Origin of the sequence: Xanthomonas sp. BRIP62418 (assembly GCF_003993495.1) — a bacterium.
Classification (GTDB): Bacteria; Pseudomonadota; Gammaproteobacteria; order Xanthomonadales; family Xanthomonadaceae; genus Xanthomonas; species Xanthomonas euroxanthea.
The window spans coordinates 1-21,219 of sequence record NZ_QEZG01000059.1; the positions used below are offsets into that span (position 1 = coordinate 1).

General features: G+C 65.9%; 9 protein-coding genes and 1 pseudogene. All 10 read right to left on the reverse strand.

The window, feature by feature from the left end; all coding sequences use genetic code 11:
- Positions 1–610 (reverse strand): annotated as a pseudogene (locus EO174_RS21905) (xylose isomerase); the annotation flags it as partial.
- Positions 611–657: 47 nt separating this feature from the next.
- On the reverse strand, positions 658–2,151 hold the full coding sequence (gene xylB, locus EO174_RS21910) for a xylulokinase (RefSeq protein WP_104648549.1): 1,494 nt from the start codon (positions 2,149–2,151) through the stop codon (positions 658–660).
- Positions 2,148–4,520, reverse strand: coding sequence for a glycoside hydrolase family 95 protein (locus EO174_RS21915; RefSeq protein WP_164740299.1), 2,373 nt, complete (start codon positions 4,518–4,520; stop codon positions 2,148–2,150). The genes xylB and EO174_RS21915 overlap by 4 nt, the downstream gene beginning before the upstream one ends.
- A 91-nt stretch (positions 4,521–4,611) precedes the next feature.
- Positions 4,612–7,515 carry a TIM-barrel domain-containing protein gene (locus EO174_RS21920; RefSeq protein ID WP_126947520.1) on the reverse strand — a complete coding sequence of 968 codons (2,904 nt, stop codon included), beginning with the start codon at positions 7,513–7,515 and terminating at the stop codon, positions 4,612–4,614.
- A gap of 122 nt (positions 7,516–7,637) precedes the next feature.
- Entirely contained in the window at positions 7,638–9,308 is a 1,671-nt protein-coding gene (gene galD, locus EO174_RS21925) for a GH35 family beta-galactosidase GalD (protein ID WP_126947574.1), read from the reverse strand.
- A gap of 83 nt (positions 9,309–9,391) precedes the next feature.
- Complete coding sequence (locus EO174_RS21930; RefSeq protein WP_126947523.1) at positions 9,392–11,308, reverse strand: sialate O-acetylesterase; 1,917 nt, start codon at positions 11,306–11,308, stop codon at positions 9,392–9,394.
- Positions 11,309–11,414: 106 nt separating this feature from the next.
- Positions 11,415–13,673: a cellulase gene (locus EO174_RS21935; RefSeq protein WP_126947526.1), complete on the reverse strand. Its 2,259-nt coding sequence runs from the start codon at positions 13,671–13,673 to the stop codon at positions 11,415–11,417.
- A 109-nt stretch (positions 13,674–13,782) separates the two neighbouring features.
- Positions 13,783–16,506 carry a TonB-dependent receptor gene (locus EO174_RS21940; RefSeq protein WP_119128403.1) on the reverse strand — a complete coding sequence of 908 codons (2,724 nt, stop codon included), beginning with the start codon at positions 16,504–16,506 and terminating at the stop codon, positions 13,783–13,785.
- A gap of 340 nt (positions 16,507–16,846) precedes the next feature.
- Positions 16,847–19,777 carry a TonB-dependent receptor gene (locus EO174_RS21945; protein WP_126947529.1) on the reverse strand — a complete coding sequence of 977 codons (2,931 nt, stop codon included), beginning with the start codon at positions 19,775–19,777 and terminating at the stop codon, positions 16,847–16,849.
- Between the two features lie 262 nt (positions 19,778–20,039).
- A complete protein-coding gene (locus tag EO174_RS21950; RefSeq protein WP_104582918.1) occupies positions 20,040–21,011 on the reverse strand; it encodes a LysR family transcriptional regulator in 972 nt (323 codons plus the stop codon).
- Between the last annotated feature and the right edge of the window lie 208 nt (positions 21,012–21,219).

Genomic DNA, 21,219 nt, shown 5'->3' on the forward strand with positions numbered 1-21,219 from the left:
AGGCGTAGCCCTCGCGGCCGCCCCAGAACACGTAGTTCTCGCCACCCAGCTCGACGGTGGCATCGATCGCGGCCTTGACCTGCACCGCCGCACGCGCCACCACGTTGAAGTCCGGGTTGGTCGATGCACCGTTCATGTAGCGCGGATGCGAGAACAGGTTGGCGGTGCCCCACAACAGCTTGACGCCGGTGTCGGCCTGGCGCTGCTTGGCGATGCCGACCATGTGTTTGAGGTTGCGCTCGTACTCACCGATGTCGTCGGCATCCGGCGACAGGTCGATGTCGTGGAAGCAGTAATACGGCACGCCGAGCTTGGTGAAGAATTCGAACGCGGCATCGGCCTTGGCTTCGGCACGGTCCAACGCGGTGTTGCCGATATCCCACGGATACGCACGCGTGCCGGGGCCGAACGGATCGGCGCCATTGCCGCAGAAGCTGTGCCAGTAGGCCACGGCAAAGCGCAGATGCTCGGCCATGGTCTTGTCGCCGATCTGCTTGTTGGCGTCGTAGACCTTGAAGGCCAGCGGGTTGTCCGAGTCGCGGCCTTCGAAGCCGATCTTGCCGATACCGGGGAAATATTCTTTGGCGCCGATGTAGACGGTGTTGCTCATGGGGTGGAATGTCCTTGCTGCTGGGGGAGTCGTAGAAAGCGGGTCGATCAGCCGGCGTAGAGCGGGCTGACCACCTGCAGGTGCTTGAGGAAGCTCTGGTAGTGCTGCTGGTACTGGGCCACGCGTTGCGGATCCGGGCGCGCCGACAGGTCCTGGTCGATCTGCAGATGCTCCAGCACCACATCCGACAATGCGTCCGCACCGCCGTCGTCGCGATTGCAGGCCCACAGGGCCTGCAATGCGGCACCGAAGGCAGCGCCTTCGGGCTGGGTCGGCACCACGACCTGCAGGTTGAAGATATCGGCCACCATCTGCCGCCATTGCGCGCTCTTGCTTCCGCCGCCGGTGAGCAGGATGGTGTCGAACTGCAGACCCGCCGCGACAAAGGCATCGAAGCCGTTGCGCAGGCTGTAGGTCGCCCCTTCCATCGCGGCGCGATAGAAATGCGCGGCGGTGGTGTTGTGCAGGTCCATGCCGAACAGGCAGCCGCGGGCGTCCGGCAAATTGGGCGTGCGCTCGCCGTTGAAGAACGGCAGCAGCACCAGGCCATCGGCGCCCGGCGTGGTGCTGGCGATCAAGTCCTCGGTCTGCTCGCGGGTGATCGAGAACATGCGCATCACCGCCTCGGTGGCGACGGTGCAGTTCATGGTGCAGATCAGCGGCAGCCAGCCGCCGCTGGACGAACAGAACGCGGCCCAGCGTGCGTCCTCGTCCACCACCGGGTGATCGGCGTAGGCGAACAAGGTGCCCGAGGTGCCCAGGCTCATGGTCAGGCGACCGGGCACCACATTGCCGGTGCCGATCGCGGCCATCATGTTGTCGCCGCCGCCGGTGGTGACACGCACGCCGGCCGGCAGGTTCAATGCGTCGGCGGCTGCATCGGACAAGGCATAGACCGCGCCGGTCTCCACCAGCGGCGGCAATGCCTCGCGCAGGTCGCGCTGTGCGTCCACCGCGCCTAGCATGCGTTCGGACCACTGCCGTGTGCGCACGTCCAGCCAGCCGGTGCCGGAGGCATCGCCGACTTCGGCAAAGCGCTCGCCGGTGAGCCAGAAATTCACGTAGTCGTGCGGCAGCATCACCGTGGTCATCGCTGCATACGCCTCGGGACGATGCTTGCGTGTCCACGGCAATTTGGAGGCGGTGTAGCCGGCCATGATCGGGTTGCCGGCGGCGGCCACGCTGCCTGCCGCACCACCCACCGCGTCCATGATTTCGTCGCATTCCAGCGCGGTGCTGGTGTCACACCACAGCTTCACCGGTGCGGTGACGCTGCCATCGGCGGCCACCGGCACGAAGCCGTGCTGCTGGCCGGAGACCGAAATACCGCGCACCCGTGCACGCTGCTCGCCATCGAGCTGGGCGAAGCAATGCACGATGCCGTCGATCCACCACTGCGCCTGCTGCTCGCGGGTGCCATCGTCACGGCTGATCAGCTCCATCGGCGCGGCGATCGTGGCGACCACGGCGCGCTCCTGCGGATCGTAGGCGACCAGCTTGACGCTCTGCGTGCCCACATCCAGTCCTACGTACAAGCTCATTGCATCACCAATCGGTTGTTGTTGAGGCCCACCTGCTGGGTGCGACCGGCGCCCAGTTCCAGGTCCAGGGTCTGCCCTGCGTAAGACAGTTGATAGCGCCCGCCACGATCGCTGTGCACGCGGGCCTGCTGCAGGCGGCCGCCGTCCCAGTGCAGATCCACGCTGGCGCCGCCGCGCACGCGCAAGCCCCGCACACTGCCGCGCGGCCAGGCCTTGGGCAGGGCGGGCAGCAGGAACACGCTGCCGCCCCAGCTTTGCAGCAGCATTTCGGTGATGCCGGCGGTGCCGCCGAAGTTGCCGTCGATCTGGAACGGCGGATGCGCGTCGAACAGATTCGGGTAGGTGCGTTCGGGCGAGATCAGCAGTTGCAGGATGCGGTAGGCATGCTCGCCATCGGCCAGCCGCGCCCACAGGTTCAGCCGCCAGCCGATGCCCCAGCCGGTGGTGTTGTCGCCACGGGTTTCCAGCGTGCGCCTTGCGGCAGCCGCTAGCTCGGGCGTATCGCGCAGATTGATCTGGCTGGATGGATGCAGCGCGTACAGATGCGAGACGTGGCGGTGATGGATCTCCGGGGCCTGCGTGTCCCAGTCCTGCTGCCACTCCTGCAGCTGCCCTGCCTTGCCGATGCGGTTGGGCGGCAATTGCTCGCGCAGCGTGCTCAGTTGTTGCGCGAAGGCAGCGTCGACCTTGAGCAGCTTGCTCATCGCGATGCATTGGGCGAATAGATCGCGCAGCAGCTGCGCATCCATCGTGGGGCCGGCACACAGCGCGGCGTTGAACGGATGCTGGTTTTCCGGCGACATCGAGGGGTTGGTCACCATCGCGCCGGTCTGCGGATCCTTGACCAGCGTGGCGACGAAGAACTCCGCCGCGCCCTTGAACAGGGGATAGATCCTGCCCAGATAGGCGCGGTCGCGGCCGTAATCCCAGCGATCCCATAGCTGTTGCAGCAGCCAGACGCCGCCCATCGGCCACAGGCTCCACTTGGCGCCATCGATCGGCCCGGCCTGGCGCCACAGATCGGTGTTGTTGTGCACCACCCAACCCGGTGCGTCGTACATCGCGCGCGCGGTGTGCGCGCCGGTTTTGGCCAGATCGAACAGCATGGCTTCCAGCGGTTCGACGCACTCGTGCAGCGCGTTGGCCTCGCTGGGCCAGTAGTTCATCTCGGTGTTGATGTTGATGGTGTACTTGCTTTCCCACGGCGGCTGCATCAGGTCGTTCCAGATGCCCTGCAGATTGGCCGGCTGGGTGCCGGGCCGCGAGCTGCAGATCAGCAGGTAACGGCCGAACTGGTGATACAGCGCGGCCAGCGCCGGATCGTTGCCCTGTGCAAAACGCTGCACGCGTTCGTCGGTGGGCAGCTTGGCTGCGTCGCTGCTGCCCAGGTCGATCGCCACGCGCCGGAACAGCCGCTGGTGATCGGCCAGATGCGCACGCAGCAATGCGGCGTAATCCAGTTTGCCCGCCCTCTGCATGCTTGCGGCGGCCAAGGCGAGCGGGTCGCCATCGACGGCGTCGTAGCGCTGGTAGCTGGTGGCGGCGGTGAGCAGCAGCACCACTTCATCGGCCGCTTCGATGCGCAGACGGTCGCGCAGGCCACTGAGCGTGCCGCCCTTGACCTGTGGCAGCACGCGCAAGGCAAAACGCAGCTTGCCGTCGATGCCGGCGAAGCTGCCGTTGCGGCCGCTGAACAGCAACCCGCCCTGCTCCACCGTGACCTCGCCGGTCTGCGGGCTGTCGATGCCCACGCGCAGGGAAATCGCGCGGGGCCGATCGCAGGACAGGCGCACCACGATGCATTGCGCCTGCGCCGAGACGAACACCTCGCGCGTGTGCACAGCACCGCCGGAGCGAAACGTGGTGGTGGCCACGCCGGTATCCAGATCGAGCTGCCGGCGATACTCGCGGATGCCGTCGGCACGATCGAAGTCCAGCAGCAGATCGCCCAGCGGTTGATACGGCATCTGCTTGAGCGGACGCGAGAGCAGCTTGGCGTCGGCCAGTGTCTCGGCCTCGGCATAGCGCCCGGCAAACACCAGCGCGCGCACCTGTGGCAGGGCCGCCAGCGCGTCGGGGCTGGTGGCGTCGTACGGGCCGCCTGCGTACAGCGTGTCCTCGTTGAGTTGCAGGCGCTCGTGGGCAATGCCGCCCCACACCATCGCGCCCAGCCGGCCATTGCCAACCGGCAGCGCCTGCACCCACTCGTTGGCCGGTTCGCGGTACCACAGCTGCAAGGCATCGGCGGGCGCCGCGGCCGGCAACGCGGCGTGTCTGGACGATGCGGCAGCCTGCACGGCAACCGGTGCAGCGCCCAGGACCGCAATCGCGGCCCCGGTTGCCTTGCACAGTTCGCGACGGGTCAGCACGGCCACCGCCGTGCTGCCTCACCGGAACCGCCCGCGACTGCCTTGCGGCGTTCCGGCATCTGCTTGCTCATCGACTGAAGACAGCCTGCGATCATCGACGACGCGCTTTGCCGGACGCAATCTTGCGCTGCAACACGCTGACCGGCTTGCCGTCGTACTGGATGCTGGTATCGGTCTTGGGCTCGAGCGCACCGGCGTCGTCGCGCGGGCCATCGACGAAGCGCACGTTGATGGTGCGCTTGGCCTGCATGCCGGTCCAGCTGCCCTCGCGCTTGCCGATGCTCAGCTCGCCCTTGGCCTGGTTCCAGACCAACGGGATGCGGCTGAACTCGCCCTTCTCGTAGCCGTAGCCCTTGCCGTCGTCCTCATACAGCGAGAACTGGCCATCGGCGCCGGTGTAGACCACCACGGTGAGCGGCGCATCCGGCTTCTGATCCACGTATTCCTGCACCGGGCCGGTCGGCACGATGGAGCCTGCGCGCACGAACAACGGCATGCGCTCGATCGGCGCGGCCGCCTCGATGCTCTGGCCGCCCTCGTAGCGCTTGCCGGTGGCGAAATCCAGCCAGCTGCTGCCGGCCGGCAGATACACCTGCCGCGAGGTGGCGCCGAAGCGGGTCACCGGTGCGACCAGGAACGCCGGGCCGAACAGGTACTGGTCGTTGATGTCGCGCGCCTTCGCGTCGTTGGGGAAGTCCATCATCATGCCGCGCATGATCACGCCATCGCGCTGGTAGGTATCGCCGGCCAGGCTGTAGATGTACGGCAGCAACGCGTAACGCAGGCGGTTGTAGTACGCCATGCTCTCGTAGAACGGCGTGCCTTCAGGGGCGATGTTCCAGATCTCGCGGTACGGGAACTGGCCGTGCGAGCGGAAGATCGGCACGAATGCGCCGAACTGGAACCAGCGCGTGTTGAGTTCGCGCCACTCCGGCAGATGCGCCGGGTCCTGGTTCTCGTAGCGCTTCTCCACCGCAAAGCCGCCGATGTCGAAGGTCCAGTTGGGCAGGCCCGACAGCGCCATGTTGACGCCCCCGGAGATCTGGTCGCGCATGTCGTCCCAACGCGAGACGATGTCGCCGCTCCACACCGCCACTGCATTGCGCTGGGTGCCGGCATAGCCCTTGCGCGAGAGGATGAACACGCGCTTGTCGTCGGCCGCGCGGTCGCCCACGTACACGCCATGGGTGTGCGGCAGCGGATAGGAATTGAAGTATTCGGTGGACGAGCCCAGCGCGTTGGGCGTGGTGCGTGCCTTGCGCTCGCCGATGTCCAGGTTGGAATGCACGTCCGGTTCGTCGGCGTCCATCCACCAGGCATCGAAGCCCTTGCTGTTGAGCTTCTCGTTGACCTGGCGCCAGTAGATCGCCTGCGCCTTTTCCGAATACGGATCGTAGAACGAGTTCTTGTAGCCCTTGCCGATCCAGTCCAGCTCACCGACTTCGACATTGCGCTTGTACATGAAACCGGCAGCGTCCAGTTCCTTGTAGTTGGCGGTGGTGGGATAGAACTTGGGCCAGATCGAAATCATGATCTGCGCATGCATGTCATGCACGGCCTTGACCATGCCGTCCGGATCGGGGAAGTGCTGCGGGTCGAAATCGTGCGAGCCCCAGGCATTCTCGGGCCAGTACGACCAGTCGAGCACGATGTTGTCCAGCGACAGCTTGCGCTTGCGGTATTCGGCCACCGCACCGACCAGCTCGTCCTGGCTCTTGTAACGCTCGCGGCTCTGCCAGAAGCCATACGCCCACTTGGGCAGCATCACCGACTTGCCGGTGAGTTCGCGGTAGCCGGCCACGGCCTGGTCGTAGGAATCGGCCGAGACGAAGTAGTAGTCGATCATCTGGCCGGCTTCGGACCACAGCGACAGGTCCTTCGCTTCGGCGGCCGGCAGCGGGTCGCGATGCAGCAGCGCGATGTAGCTGGGGTCGATCAGGTCCCACTCGACCTTGACGGTGTGGCGCGTGCCCGGCTCCAGCGCCAGTTTGAACTCGTGATTCCACGGGTTCCAGTTCTGGCGCCAGCGATCGACGATCAGCTTGCCGTCCACGTACAGCTTGGCGTACTCGCTCGAATACAGCGAGAAGGTGTGCTCGCCACCGGTGAGTGCTTCGATCTGCCCCTCCCAGGTGACCTGCATGCGGCTGTTCTTGTCCTTGGTGATCGCCTTCTTCGGATACTTGGTCAAGTCGCTGAGGTACTGGTAGTTCACCTCGCTCTCGCGACGTTCGACGATCTGCTTGCCATCGATCGCATAACGCGCGGTCAGCGCACCGGCCTTGCCCTTGGCGTCGTACAACTTCAGCGTCTTGGGCAGCGGCTGCAGGCCACGCGGGTCGCCCAGGCGACTGATCGAGTTGTTGTCCCACAGCAGGCCGTAGTTGCGGCTGGACACCAGGTACGGCACCGCCATGTCGATGTTGTTCTGCTGCAGCTCGACGTTGCGGCCCTTCTGGTTCATCCAGCCCTGCTGGTGCTGGCCGAAGCCGTACAGTGCTTCGTCGTCGGGCGACTGGAAGCGCTGACGCACGGTCAGGTATTGCTTGCCTTCCACCTTCAGCGGCGCAAAGCTGCGCCCGCCGGCCACTTCCGACAACACCGGCCTGCCATTGGCATCGGCAAAGCTGACGTGGCCATCGACGGTGGACACGGTGGCGGTGACCTTGCCGGTCTTCAGCTGCACGCTGTCGCCCTGCTCGGCCACCTGGAAGGCGGTGTCGCCTTGCACCGGCACGCGCATCAGGCTGGGGCTGCGGGCGAAGTCGCCATCCGGGTCGGCACTGACGCGGATGATGCCGGCGTCGACGACCTGCAGACGTACCGGTGCGGCGCCCTTGGCGCTCGGCACCACGGTGACGCCGTCGGCGGCCTTGCGCACTTCCTGCGCGTGCGCGGCATTGGCCAGCAGGGCCAGCGACAACGCCAGGCACTGGGCAAGCGGTGTACGTCGGGTGGCAGGCGCATGGCCGGCGGAACGGTTGATGGTTTGCATGTTCACTCCCTTGGAATTACGAAACGGTGCCGCGGGGGCGGCAGCGCATGGTTCATTGGATTCAGCCTGGCGGACCGCGTGCTGCGCGGCGGTGGGGCTGTGCAGCACGCGGCCGAGCAGGCTTATTTGTAGGTGGCCAGCTTGATCTTCAGCAGCTGCGGCGCGCTGGAAAAGTTGACTCCGTAATCGGTCTGGTCGCCGTTCCAGTTGCGCTCGAACTTCCAGTCGCTGCCTTCGTAGACGCCTTCCTCGACGCGGTCGTAGAGCATGTTGGCGGTCGCCTCGCTGGCCGGATGCAGGGTCACGCGCACGTGATAGCCGGTGACCAGGAATTCGTCCGGACCCAACTCGGCGATCAACGCCGCACCGATCGGCTCGGGGTTGCCCGGCGGCTCGCCCTTGAACCAGAACTGCGGCACGCCGTAGGTGATGGTGGCGCTCCAGCGGTCGTTGAGCTTCAGCTCCTGCACCGCCTGGCCGGGCTCTTCGGCGGTGCCGTGCAGCTTGCCTTCGGAGGCGGCCTTGGCGAACGGGCGCATGCCGCGCTTGACCAGCTCGAAACCCAGCGCGAACGGCGCCAGGGTTTCTTCGTTGACGTGCTTGGCGCCCAGCGGATAGTTGGAGTACCGCGTGTAGTCCATGCCGAACGCCGACCAGCCGATGCCGTCATGGCCCAGCGCGGGGAACAGGTAACGTGCGTATTCGGGGCGGTTGCCGGTTTCGGCGACGAACAGCGCATTGTCCGGGCGGGCGTAGCGTTCCAGCACCGTGGTGTAGGTGCGGTACTCGGGCATGTAGATATCCGGCGCCAGCAGATCGATATGCGGGCCGGCCGCCTTCCACACGTCCAGCACGTTGTCGGTGGGGCCGCCGCTGGCGTACTGGCCGGGCTGGCCGGGATTGAACGGGCCGCGCAGCGCGGCATTGACGTACATCGGCAACGGGTATTCGGCCTTGCCGGCCTCGGCCACCTGGTCGATGTAGCGACCGATCGACCAGGCATGGAAGATCTCGTCCGCATCGGCACCGAACACCTGTGCCCAGCTGCCCGGCTGCTTGTTCAGGCGCTTGAGCAGTGCGTCCGGCACCGGGCCGTCGAACAGCTTCTGCGCCATCGGCGAGAAGTCGCGCACGCTGCCGTAGGTGCCCGGTTCGTTCTCGGGCTGGATCATGATCACGGTGTGCTGCGGATCGACCTGCTTCAGATGCTGCATGAAGGCCACGAAGGCCTTGCGGTCGGCATCCAGGGTGGCCTGCGCATGCGGCGACAGCGACCCGATCGCCTTGCCCTCGCGCGTCACCACGCGCGGGAAGCGCTGGTTGTCGGTCTTGACCCAGTGCGGCGCGTACGCCGGGCCGTTGTTCTTCCAGGTCGCAAACCACAGCAGCACCAGCCGCACCTTGTGCTCGCGCGCTTGCGTGAGCAGCGTATCGACGAAGGAGAAATCGAACTTGCCTTCTTCCGGCTCGACCTGCTCCCAGGCGATCGGCACCTGCACGGTGTTGGGGCCCAGCACCTGCATCGCCGGCCACACCTTGTCCATCACGCCGGGATAGTTGCTGGAGTTGTTGACCTGCGCGCCCAGGATCAGGAACGGCGCCCCATCGACCATCAACGCGTGCTTGCCGTCCTTGCTGACGAACTGCGGCATCGGCGTCTGCGCAGCCGGCGCCGCTGCCGTGGCAGGTGCGGTCGCTGCGGTACCGGCAGTCGGTGCGACTGCGGCCGGCTTGGCTTTGTCGTCCTGCTCGCCGGATTGGCACGCAGCCAGTGCCAGCGTCAGCGCGGACAGCAGCAGCGGACGCAGGCAGCGGCGTGCAGGGGAAGGAGTAATCACACGTGCAACGGGGGAATGCATGGACATAAGACTCCGTGTCACCAGGTATCGGTGCGGAAGGGGGAAACAGGAAGGTGTTCGCGATTGACCAGGTTGGCGTCTTCCGGGTTTTCGCTCCAGCCGTAACGCACCGCGACCGGTGCAGCCACCGCGTCGCTGCGCACGATTACCCGATCGCCGTCGATGCGCGCGGTGGCCGGATGGAAGTGTTTGTCGGCACCGGCGACGCGGAAGCCCTGCACATCGCCACCATTTCGCACCTGCAAGGCACTGCCCTGCAGATCGAAGCGCAGCACGGCCTGGCCCTGCTCAAAGCGCGCCTGCTTGAACACCGGCGCGCTGTACACCAGCGTTTCGCCGTACGCCACATGACGTGCAGCAATCGCAAGTCGATGGCCGACATCGCGCTTGTTGGTCGGATGGATATCGGTGGGGTTGCCGATATCGATGATCACCGCCTGCCCGGTCGCCGGCAGCGCCAGCGTCTTGGACTGCGACTCGCGCAACAGTGCCCACGGGCTCAGCTCGCCCCTGTCGCCACCGGCCTTGAAGTTGGCCAGCTGCACCCACAGGAACGGCAGCGTTTTCGCGCCGCGCTCGGCGCGCCATTGCTGGATCATCGCGGCGAACTGCGCGCGGTATTTCACCGCGCCGGCCTCACTGGCATTGGTCTCGCCCTGGTACCAGATCACGCCCTTGACCGGGAACGGCTGCAGCGGATGGATCATCTGGTTGTACAGCAGCGTGGGCAGCTGATTCTTGTTGTCGGCCAGCGACACGCGCACGGCGGCGGGACGGAACTTCCAGCCGCCCAACGCGCGCTTGGCACCGGCGCCGGTCTGCACGAAGCGCTGCTCGTCCGGGCCATGCATGCCGCCGCCGCCACTGAGATCTTCCACCCGCACCGCGATGTGGTTGACGCCTGCATGCAAGGCGGAGGCAGGCACCTGGTAGACGCGCGGCAGGTTCCACTGTTTTTCGGTCGTGCCGACCTGCTGGCCATTGACGTAGGTGATGTCCGAATCGTCGATCTGGCCCACGCCCAGTTCGATACCGGCCTTGGCCTCGGCAGCGCTCAGGGTGACCGTGGTGCGATACCAGGCGATGCCGTCCATGCCGTCATAGCCGCTGGATTCCCATTGCTGGCTGGTCGGGATGCTGTCCCAGTCGCTGTCGTCGAACGACGCTTGGCGCCACTGCGGCATGTCGCCATCGACCTTGGGCCAGCGCGCGATGCGCTTGCCGGTGGCGGCCTGCGCGGCGGCATCGCGCTGCTTGATCGCCTCGATCGCGCCCTGGTTCTGCTCGCCATTCAAGCCCAGCGAGGCCGCGTCCATCCACGCCTCGATCGCGCTGCCGCCCCAGGTGCTGTTGACGATGCCGATCGGCACGCCGGTGCTGGCGCGCAGCTCCCTGGCGAAGAAATACCCCACTGCGGTGAACTCGCCGGCGTTGTCCGGCGTGGCAGCCTTCCAGTCGCCGCCGGTCAGGCGCGCTTCCGGCTGCAGCGACCACGACTTGGGCACCTTGAAGTGCCGCAACTGCGGGTCGTTGGCGGCGGCCACCGCCTGCGGACCATCGCTGGCCTGTGCCAACGGCCACTCCATGTTGGATTGCCCGCTGGCCAGCCACACATCGCCGACCAGCACATCGCGCACCTGCAATTGGCCGCCGTCGCCCTGCACGCTCAGCACATAGGGGCCACCGGCCTTGTGCGCGGGCAGGCTGACCTTCCACTGGCCCTTGGCATCGGCCTTGGCGGTGGCCCGCTTGCCGTCGAAGCTGACCATGATGTCGGCATTGGGCGTGGCCCAACCCCACACCGGCATGGCCTGATCGCGCTGCAGTACCGCGCCATCGGCAAACAACAACGGCAAGCTCGGTTGTGCCAATGCGGTGGGGCTGGCCAGGACCAGGCCCAACAGGCAGCCACGACGGATAAGGGAAGCGCTCATGCAATGATCTCTAGGGACGGCGCGACCAATCGGCGCGCAGCGATGCGACGACGCACGCCGCCGTACACGGTAAGACAGCGCGATGACGCGCGCAGCGACGCAGCGCTCATCGTGGATCGCCGTAGAAAATGCCACGCCCACCGGTGGCGAAGTACACGCGCCCGGGGATGCGCGGATCGCCGGTGACGCTGTACGGCTTGCCGAACCGGTGCGCGTCGTCGTTGATGCGCAACCACTGCGCGCCTTCGTCGTCGGAGCGGAACACGCCGTCCACCCCATCCACGCGGCCGGCCAGATACAGCGCCGGCGGTGCGCCCGCGTGCAGCGCCTTGCCGATGCCAAGCGAACGCGCCTGGTCCGGTTTGGACAAGGTCTGCAAGCGCCCGCCCTGCCAGCGCATCACGCCCAGCGTGGGGCTGGCCAGATACACCACCCCCGCCCGCCACGGATCCGGGCGCAGCTGCGGACGCGCACGCTCGTCGCGCGCCGGGCTGCCGACCTGGGCACCGGTGTCGCGAAAGCTCGCTGCGCCATCGCGGCTTTCGAACAGGCGCCCGCTGGCGGTATCCACCGCGTACCAGCGCCGTGCATCGACGCGATCGGCCACTGCCACCGCGGTCTCGGGCAACCCCTGTACACGCTGCCAGTGCTTGCCGAAATCGGCTGTGCGCCAGTTACCGCCGGCGTCCGGCGCCCACACCACCTGCGAGGCATCGGCGGCAATGGCGATGTTGCCGGCGCCCTGCCCGGCCGGCGGCTCGCTGGCGAATGCCGTCCACTGCGCGCCGCCATCACGCGAATACAGCGCACGGATCTCGTTGTTGCGGCGATCACGCACGGTGCCGCTGCGCACCACCCACTGCGCGGCCTGCCCGGCGGCGTCGATGCTCTCGCCATTGGTCAGGCGCGGGCCGGCGTACTGCAGCTGTGCACGTTCCAGATCGTCGTGCCGAAAACCGTCGATATCGCCGAGTGCGCTGAGCAGATGCGCGCCGGCCATGGGGCTGAGCAGATCCAGCGGCACGGTCTCTTCCAGCCCGCGATCCTGGAACCACCACTGCAACGGCCGCTGCGCAGAGAACTGCTGCAGATTGCGCGAGGCCCAGATGCCGTAGCCGGTGACGAACAGGGCGTGGTTGCTGTCGAACGGATCGATCGCCAGCGCGCCCATCCAGTGCGGCGTGGCCTTCGCGGTCCACGGCGCGGCGCTGTGATCGAACTGCGCGCCAGCCAGCAACGGCGTCCAGCTGCGCCCCCCATCGACGCTGCGGAACAGCTCATCGCGCGGGCTACGACGGCGGAAGGTGCTGGCCAGCAGCACCTGCGGCTGTTGCGGATCCACCGCCACCGCGCCCCAGCCGAAGCCATCGCCGCTGGCCGGCTGCGCGATCGGGCTGATCTCGCTCCAACGCGCAAGCGCCGGGGTGTACTTCCACAGCGCGCCACCGGCCATCAGATCCGGGCCGGGCTGGTCGCCGTAGCTCAGGTACCACTGCCCATCGCTGCCACCGGCCATATGGCTGGGACGCAGGCCCCTGGGTTGCCCGGCCACTGCCGACCAGCTGCGCCCGGCGTCGTCGGAGACATACAGGCTGGTCTGCGCGGTGGACACGCCGACATAGATGCGCGGGGTCGGCCGACCGTCGCGGCCACTGGCGGCATCGAAAACGACAAAGGCAATGCCCACTGCCTGTTCGCGTCCGACATGATTGCGCGCGGTTGCACCTGCCAGGGCCTCGGCAGGAAATGCGTCCACCCGCGCCCAGTGCGCGCCGCGATCGTCGCTGCGCCATAGGCCTGCATCGCGTGAGCCCAACAACAGCACACGGCCGTCGTGCGGGTCCACCGCCAGGCGTTCGCCATTTGACCGGCCCAGTTGATTGCCGCCGAGTTTGAACGGCAGCGCGGCACGCTCGAAACTGCGGCCGCGATCGAACGAGCGCAGCAGCGCGGCATTGCCGGCACGTTCGTGCATGTAGGTGCCCGCAGCCAGATACAGCGCCTGCGGGTCGGCAGGATCGACCGCAAACGCGTCGATCCCCATCAGATTCCAGTCGTCGGCGCCCAGCCAATCGGTCAGCGCCACCCACTGCTGCGCGCGCCCATCCCAGCGGTACGCACCACCGACATCGGTACGTGCATACGCAAGATCGCGCTCGGCGGGATGAAACAGCACACCGGTGACGAATCCGCCACCGCCAATGGCGACGCTGCGCCACTGGTAAGGCCCCTGCACCGCCGGATCGGCAGCCTGCAGCGGCAGGATCGAAAACGGCAACAGCAACAGCAGTGCCAGCCACGCACGGACCGGCCGCATCGCTGCGGTAACGCGGCGCACAGTAGGCGGATCGATTACAGCGATCATTCCTCCGGCTCCCTTGCGATCGACGGCATGCCGTCGATAGGAAAAACACCGGTCCGACGGGCTGCCTGCACAGCTCGCCGAACCGGCGACGCACTTCCTACGGCGCGTTCTACAGGCTGGCCCGCAAGGTCAGGCCATACCGACGATCGTTGATCACGAAGTCGCGGTAGCGCGACTCGGTCCCCAGGTAGCTTTCGCGCCGGGTATCGAGCAGGTTCACGCCATCGAGCGAAATCGACCACACATCATTGATGTTGAAACGCAGCGAGGCATCCAGCTGGCCGAAGCCCTTGTTGTAGACCGGCAGATTGCCGGTGCCGTTGCCTGCGGTGGTCACCAGCCAGTCGCTGCGCCAGTTGTAGGCCACACGGCCCTGGAAGCGCGAGGTTTCGTAGCTGAGGATCGCGTTGTAGCTGTTCTTGGACAGGCCTTCCAGCGGCACGGTCAGCGCCTGGCCGTTGGTGTCGGTGGCGGTGGGGCTCGGTGCCTCGCTGTCGACATAGGTGTAGTTGGTCTGCAGGCCGAAGCCGCTCAGCCAGCCCGGCAGGAAGTCGAAGAACTGCGTGTAGCCCAGTTCCGCACCGCGGATCTTGCCGGCATCGCCATTGACCGGACGGGTGATCTGCCACACGCGACCATCGTAGACCTCGTTGAACACGCTGTCGGCGATGAAGCCTTCGACCTTCTTGTAGAACAGGGTGCCGTACATCATCGAACCCTGGCCGAAATACCACTCCAGCGCCGTGTCGAACTGATCGGCCTTGACCGGCTCCAGATCGGGGTTGCCCGCCCTGCCGGTGAAGGTCGAGGCGCCGTTGGAGGTGCCGGTGCTCAGGCTCAGGTTCGGGTTGAGGCGATCGAAGGTGGGACGCGAGATACCGCGCGAGGCGGCAAAACGCCACTGCAGCTGATCGCTCAGCATCCAGCGCAGGTTCAAGCTCGGCAGCACGTCGGTATAGGTCTGCTGCGCGTCCACCGGAATCAGGCCGCCGCCCTCGCCGTCGGTGCCGGTACGCACGCCGGTGGAGCCGACCTCGGTCCGCACCACGCGCACGCCGATGTTGCCGTCGAACGGAATCGAATCGCTGTCCACACCGAAGCGCAACACGCCGTAGGCCGCGTAGGTCTTCTCGGTCTGCGCGTTGATGTTGTTGGGCGAAAACTCCAGAGGGCTGGCACCGAAGGTGGCCAGGGTCTGCCGATAGTTCGCCACCGCCGCATCGGAGGCGGTCAGGGTCGGGCCGAAGGCATGACTTTCACCGCGGAAGAAATCGGTGATCGGATTGGTCACGACACCAACGCTGGGGAACTGCGAGAACGGCGCGCCCGCGCAGTTGTTGATGCACATGAAGCGATAGATATTACCCTTGGTCTCGGCATCGCGGTCGGTGTAGCGCACACCGGCCTTGAAGCTGCGCACGAAGTCGCTGTCGAAGGCCAGATCCATGTCGGCGCGCCAGGCGAACTCGGTGCCCTTGTTGTCGTCCTTGTTGTCCAGGTGATAGCGCCAGCCGTCGTAATTGTTGACGTCGGCCAGGTAGCCTTCCGCGCCGCTGGCATCGGTCACCGACAGGCGCGGCAGGTCGCCGCGGAAGTCGACGTTGAACTGCGGACTGGTGGACTGACCGGTGGACAGGATGTAGCGCGTGCCGGTGGTGGTGGCATCGACATACTGGAAGTCGGTGCTCAGGGTCAGCTTCTCGTTGACCGTCCACTTGGCGCCCAGCGAGTAATCGGTGGTCACCGAATGCCGCTCGGTCAGGCTGGTGTTGGACTCTGTCGGCACGTTCTGGAACGCGCCGTTGACGAATTCGTTGCGGTCGTTGACTTCGATGCCGGGCAGGCCCTGCATCGGGTTGGCGCCGGTCAGGGCGAAGAACGAATAGTCGTGCCAGCTGAAGTCGTATTCCGAACGCAGCACCTGCGTGTAGACCTCCACCGCATCGTTGGGACGCCATTGCATCGCGAACGCACCGGTCTTGCGCTCACGCTCGCCGACGGTGGTGTTGATGCCGGCGCCATGCGGCACCGACACGCCCTGGCCTTCATAGCCCGGCAGATCGGTCTGGGTGTACCACGGCTCAATCGAGATGGTGTCCTGGCGGAACGGGCTCTTCTGCTGCGAGTAGTTCACCAGCAGGCCGATCTCGCCGATGCCGGTCTGCCAGCGATCGCTGAACAGGCCCGAGAACGCCGGCTTGCCGTCGTCGGCCAGGTCGTAATAGTTGTACTGGACGCTGCCGGCGATCTTGCGGCCGTCGTAGTCGAACGGCAGGCGCGTGCGCAGGTCGACGGTGCCGCCCAGGCCACCTTCGATCATGTCGGCCGAGGGATTCTTGTAGACGTTGACGCCGCCGAGTAGTTCGGCCGACACGTCCTCGAAGCTCAGGCCACGGCCATCGTTGGCGGTGAAGATGTCACGGCCATTGAGTTCGGTACGCACCTGGGTCAGGCCGCGGATGGCGATCGAGCTGCCTTCGCCGTAGTTGCGCGTGATCTGGATGCCGGAGATGCGCTGCAGCGCCTCGGCGACGTTGTTGTCGGGCAGCTTGCCGATGTCTTCGGCAACGATCGAATCGACGATCTGCTCGGCGTTCTGCTTGACCAGCTGCGCCTTGGTGACGCTGCTGCGCGTGCCGGTGACCTGCACGGTGTCGAGCTGCTGGGTGGTGGAATCCTGAGCCGGAGCGGCAGTGGTGGTCGCATCCTGCGCGTAGGCCTGCGCGCTCAACAGCGTGGCCACACTGAGGGCCATCGCGGAGCGGCGGAAATCACGGATCGAACGCTGACCCACAGTCCGGCCTGCCGGAATGTGGCGATGTTGCACTGACATGGTGCTCCCTCCCAGGACGCATGTACTTCTAATTTTTTAGCGGGTCGGTGCGCGAACGCCCTGCCCGTCGTTGGTGCTGGCCCGCATCCGCCCACGACCGGAAGGCCGGGCGGTTGCGATGCGTGGTAATCCTGACAAGGCTTACCTAGCGGCTGCGGCCGGAGCATAGGGCGGCGCCGTCGTGCCACACCAATGAAATATTCCTGGAAAGCTATTCGTAAAAACTATAGCAACCCCGACAAACCCGCCGGGTCTGGCATTGCCGACCCGGCGGGCCGGATCGGCAAAAGCGGGCTCAACTCCGCGAGCCCGGACACAGCAGTTCCGTGACGGCCTTCGCTTACCAGTTCATGCGCAGCACCAGCGAGTAGCGCCGGTCGTTGACGAAGGAAGAGCGCGTATACAGACGCGGATCCACTTCACCGCCTTCGTAGGAGGTCGGCCCCATCAGCACCTTGGTCACCGTGTTGGTCAGGTTGTTGGCCTGCACGCCCAGTTGCAGGTGCGCGTTGAAGCGGTAGAAGAACGAGCCGTCGAGCTGGCCGTAGTCGTCGGCCCAGGTGGGCAGACGGGTGGACGCATCGCTGGTGGTCAGCAGGTAGCGCGAGCGCCAGTTGTAGGCCAGGCGCAGCGACAACGGCCCCTTCTCGTAGATGCCGGCCAGGTTGTAGCTGCGCCGCGACAGGCCTTCCAGCGGCAGCTCGACCCCGGTGACGGTGGTGTTGGTGTACGGGTCGGTGGCGGTGTTGGCGCCACCCTGGCTGTCGACGAAGGTGAAGTTGGCATTGACGCCGAACCCGCTCAGCCAGCCCGGCAGCTGGTCGAAGAACTGGGTATAGCCCAGCTCCGCGCCGCGGATGGTGCCCTCGTCCATGTTGTACGGGCGTGTCACCAGCCAGGGGCGGTTGTCGTAGATCTCGCTGCGGGTCTGGGTGGAGAAGTAGTCCTTGACCTTCTTGTAGAACAGCGTGGCGTACAGCATGTCGCTGGTGTCGAAGTACCACTCCAGCGCAGTGTCGAACTGGTTGGCCACCATAGGCTTGAGGTTCGGGTTGCCGGCGGTGCCGACAAAATCGGTCGCCTGGCCGGCGTCGTTGGTTTCCACGTTGAGCAAAACATACGGCTGCAACTGGGTGTAGTCCGGGCGCGCCATCGCCTTGGAGGCGGCAAAGCGCCACTGCAGGCTGTCGGTGAAGCGCAGGCGCAGGTTCAGGCTGGGCAGTACGTTGGTGTAGCTGCCCTGCGAGTTGTTCTCGAAGTACTGCCCGGTATAGCGCGCCTGCAGTTCCGGCGAGACATTGAGCCCGGCCAGGGTCTGGAACTGGCCGAAGCCTTCGGCCTGGGTCTTGGTCTGCACCACGCGGATGCCGATGTTGCCGTCCACCGGCACGCCCCAGGCCTCGTCGTTGCCGAAGTAAAGCGCCGCGTAGGCGGCCTGGGTACGTTCGTGCTGCCGGTTGGTGTCCTGTGGCTGATAGGTGTCCGGCGCCCAGCCGTAGCCACGTAGCGCCACGATCTGCTGGATCATCTGCGAGGCCGAGGCGTAGTTGTTGACCAGGCCGCTGTTGGGCACCACCAGCGTGGTCGGCACGTTCACGCCGCCACGGAAAAAGTCGGAGAAGGTGAACAACGACGATTGGTCGGTCATGAACTCGGACATGTTGGCCAGGCCGTTGCTGGTGCCCGGAATGGCGGCCCAGTTGTCGGAGATCACGCCCCAGTTGTAGCCGGAATTCTTGTTGATCTGGTTGCGGTCGGTGGCGCGCATGCCGAAGCGCGCAAAGCGCAACCAGCTGCTGTCATCGAAGGTGTATTCCAGATCCACGCGCGTGGACAGCTGACGCCCGCGGTTCTTGCCCAGGTGGTCCATCGCCGCCGCCCAGAAGTAGTTGGACGGGTCCTGGGTGAAGGCCGGGTTGGCGATCTGCACGCTGGGATACCTGCCCGACACGTCATACGACAGGCCCGGCAGATAGGTCGCACTGAACACGGTGAAATCCAGCTGTTCGTTCTCCGACTCCACCAGCTGCATATCGCCCTTGATCTGCAGGTTGTCGTTGAAGAAGTGGCTGAAACCCACCGACATGTCGGTGGTGGTGGTGCGCTGTTCGGAATAGCGGTTGTCGGTGTTGAAGCGCACGCCGTCGCCGGTGAGCACCCCGCGCCACGAGCTGGACACCGGCGAGCCGCGCAGGAAGCCGCCGCGATCGTCGTAGTCGAAGGTCGTGCCTGGCGCCGGCGTGATGCTGTTGTTGCTGTCGTTGAAGAACGCGGCGCGCTCCTGCCAGTTCATTTCGTAGCGCGAGCGCAGGAACTGCGCGTAGATCTCGGTGGCATCGCTGGGCTTCCACTGGAACGCCGCCGCGATGCCGTCGCGCTTGCGCTCGAAATCCAGCTGACGCCAGTTCACCCCGCCCGGCACGAACACCTCGCTGCGTCCGCTGCCGGCCAGCACGGCCTCGTCGGTGCGCCGCACGTACGGCTCCACCTGGATGCCGTCCGAGCGCGTGGCCAGCTCCGAGTGCGCGACGTCGATCATGAAGCCCATTTCGCCGATGCCGGTGTTCCAGCGGTCGCTGAACAGGAACGAGGCCGACGGCTTGTACTTCTTGCTCATGTCGCCGTAGTTGTAATCGACATTGCCACCGACGATCCGGCCCGGGTTGTCGAACGGCATGCGCGTGCGCAGATTGACCGTGCCGCCCAGGCCGCCTTCGATGATTTCCGCCGAGGGGTTCTTGTACACGTCCACCCCGGCCATCAACTCGGCCGGCACGTCTTCGAAGCTCAGCCCGCGGCCGCTGGCGGCGCTGAAGATGTCGCGGCCATTGAGTTCGCCGCGCACCTGGGTTAGGCCGCGGATCATCACGCCACTGCCTTCGGCGGAGAAATGGTCCGGGTCACTGCGCGCGGCAAAGTGATCGATGGTCACACCGCTGACGCGCTGCAGGGTCTCGGTGACGCTGCGGTCGGGCAAGGCGCCGATGTCCTCGGCACTGACCGAATCCACGATCTGGCTGGCATCGCGCTTGATCACCTGCGACTTGATCAGGCTGGCGCGCACACCGCGCACTTCCACCGCATCCAGATCCACCGCGCTGCCGGCAGTATTGCCGGCGGGGGCAGTCGGGGGCGACTGCGTCTGTTGGGCGTACACCGGTGCGGCGAGCAATAGCCCGATGCTGACGGCCATGGCGGAATGACGCAAACGCGGGGTACGACGTGCGTGCACGCCCGTCCCTGCCGAGGCATGGCTTGAAAACTTGTACATCTGAATCCCTCCCAGGACGCAAGACGACGGAAGACTGGTTAGCGCGGCACCGTCAACGGGCCACGTGATCGTGCAGGACACGGACGTTGCCGCCCGGCTCCACCTCCCACTGCATGGCGGCTTGGCCGCCGATCACCTGCCCGACTTCACGTGCGCTTCAGCGTGCGATCTGGCTCACAGATATAGGCGCGTGGTCTAGCGCCAGCCAATGAAAAATTCACAGTCTGGTATGCCCTTCTGGAATACGAATGGAAGAGCCCGCTTATCCAGTGGATTCCGGCCCGCGCAAGGCCGGATACAAACGCCGTGCAGTGGTGCGCAGCGCCTGCAGGATGCGCTCGGCCCCCGGCGGCAGGATGTAATCGCGTCGGCGGATGATGCCGAACGACTCCATGCGCACACCCAGCTCGATCGGCAGCACGGTCAGCAGCTTGGCCTGGATCAGCGGCGCCACCGATTCCACCGGCAAGGCGGTCAGCATGTCGGTGCCGCGCAGCAGCGTGGAGGTCACCGGCAGCGACGAGGTCTCGATCGCATTGGTCGGCGTCTGCACGCCGTGCTCCATGAACATCGAGTCCAGCCGCGCGCGCAGCACGCTGTCGGCTGGCGGCAGGATCCAGCCATGGCGTACCAGGTCCGCATGCTGCAGGCCGACCCGGCTGGCCAGCGGATGGCCGGCCCGCGCGATCACCGAATGCGGCTCGTCGGCCAGCGGCTCGAATTCCAGCTCGCCTACGCCCTCGGGCCCCAGGATGCGGCCGATCACGATATCCAGCTGGCCGTCCAGCAACTTGGCCACCAGCGGACGGCTGTAGTCCATTTCCACCCGCACCAGGATGTCGGGGAACTCGCGCTTGACCTCGGCGATCGCCTGCGGCACCAGGTTGGTGCCTGGATTGACCACTGTGCCGATCGAGGCCTGGCCCATGCGCCCGGCCCGCAACGCGGCGATTTCCTCCTGCGCCCGGCCAATCTCCGACATCGCCGCACGCGCACGCCGGATCAGCACATGGCCGTACCAGGTAGGCTCCACCCCGCGGGCATGTCGCTCGAACAGTTTCACCCCCAGCATGTCTTCCATTTCCGCCAGCAGCTTGGAGGCGGCCGGTTGCGTCATGCTGGCGGCCTCGGCCGCACGCAGCACCGAGCGTTGTTCGTGCAGATGCAGCAGCAGCAGCAGCTGGCGCGTCTTGAGGCGGGCAGCGTTGAACCAGGGAGTGCTGGAATTTGCCATGGGGTATCGCCACGCAGGTGTATTCGTAGGAGGAATAGAATATGCCGAAAATTTCATTTGCAGCACATATCTCCGCGCGCGAGGCTATCGAACGCCGCAGCAGGAGCCCCTACCTCCCGGGCGCGGCCAGAACAGACGTGACCCCATCTTCCACGAGATGGCAACACGCACGCCATGATTGCGGAGGTGGACGACGATGACGGTAACT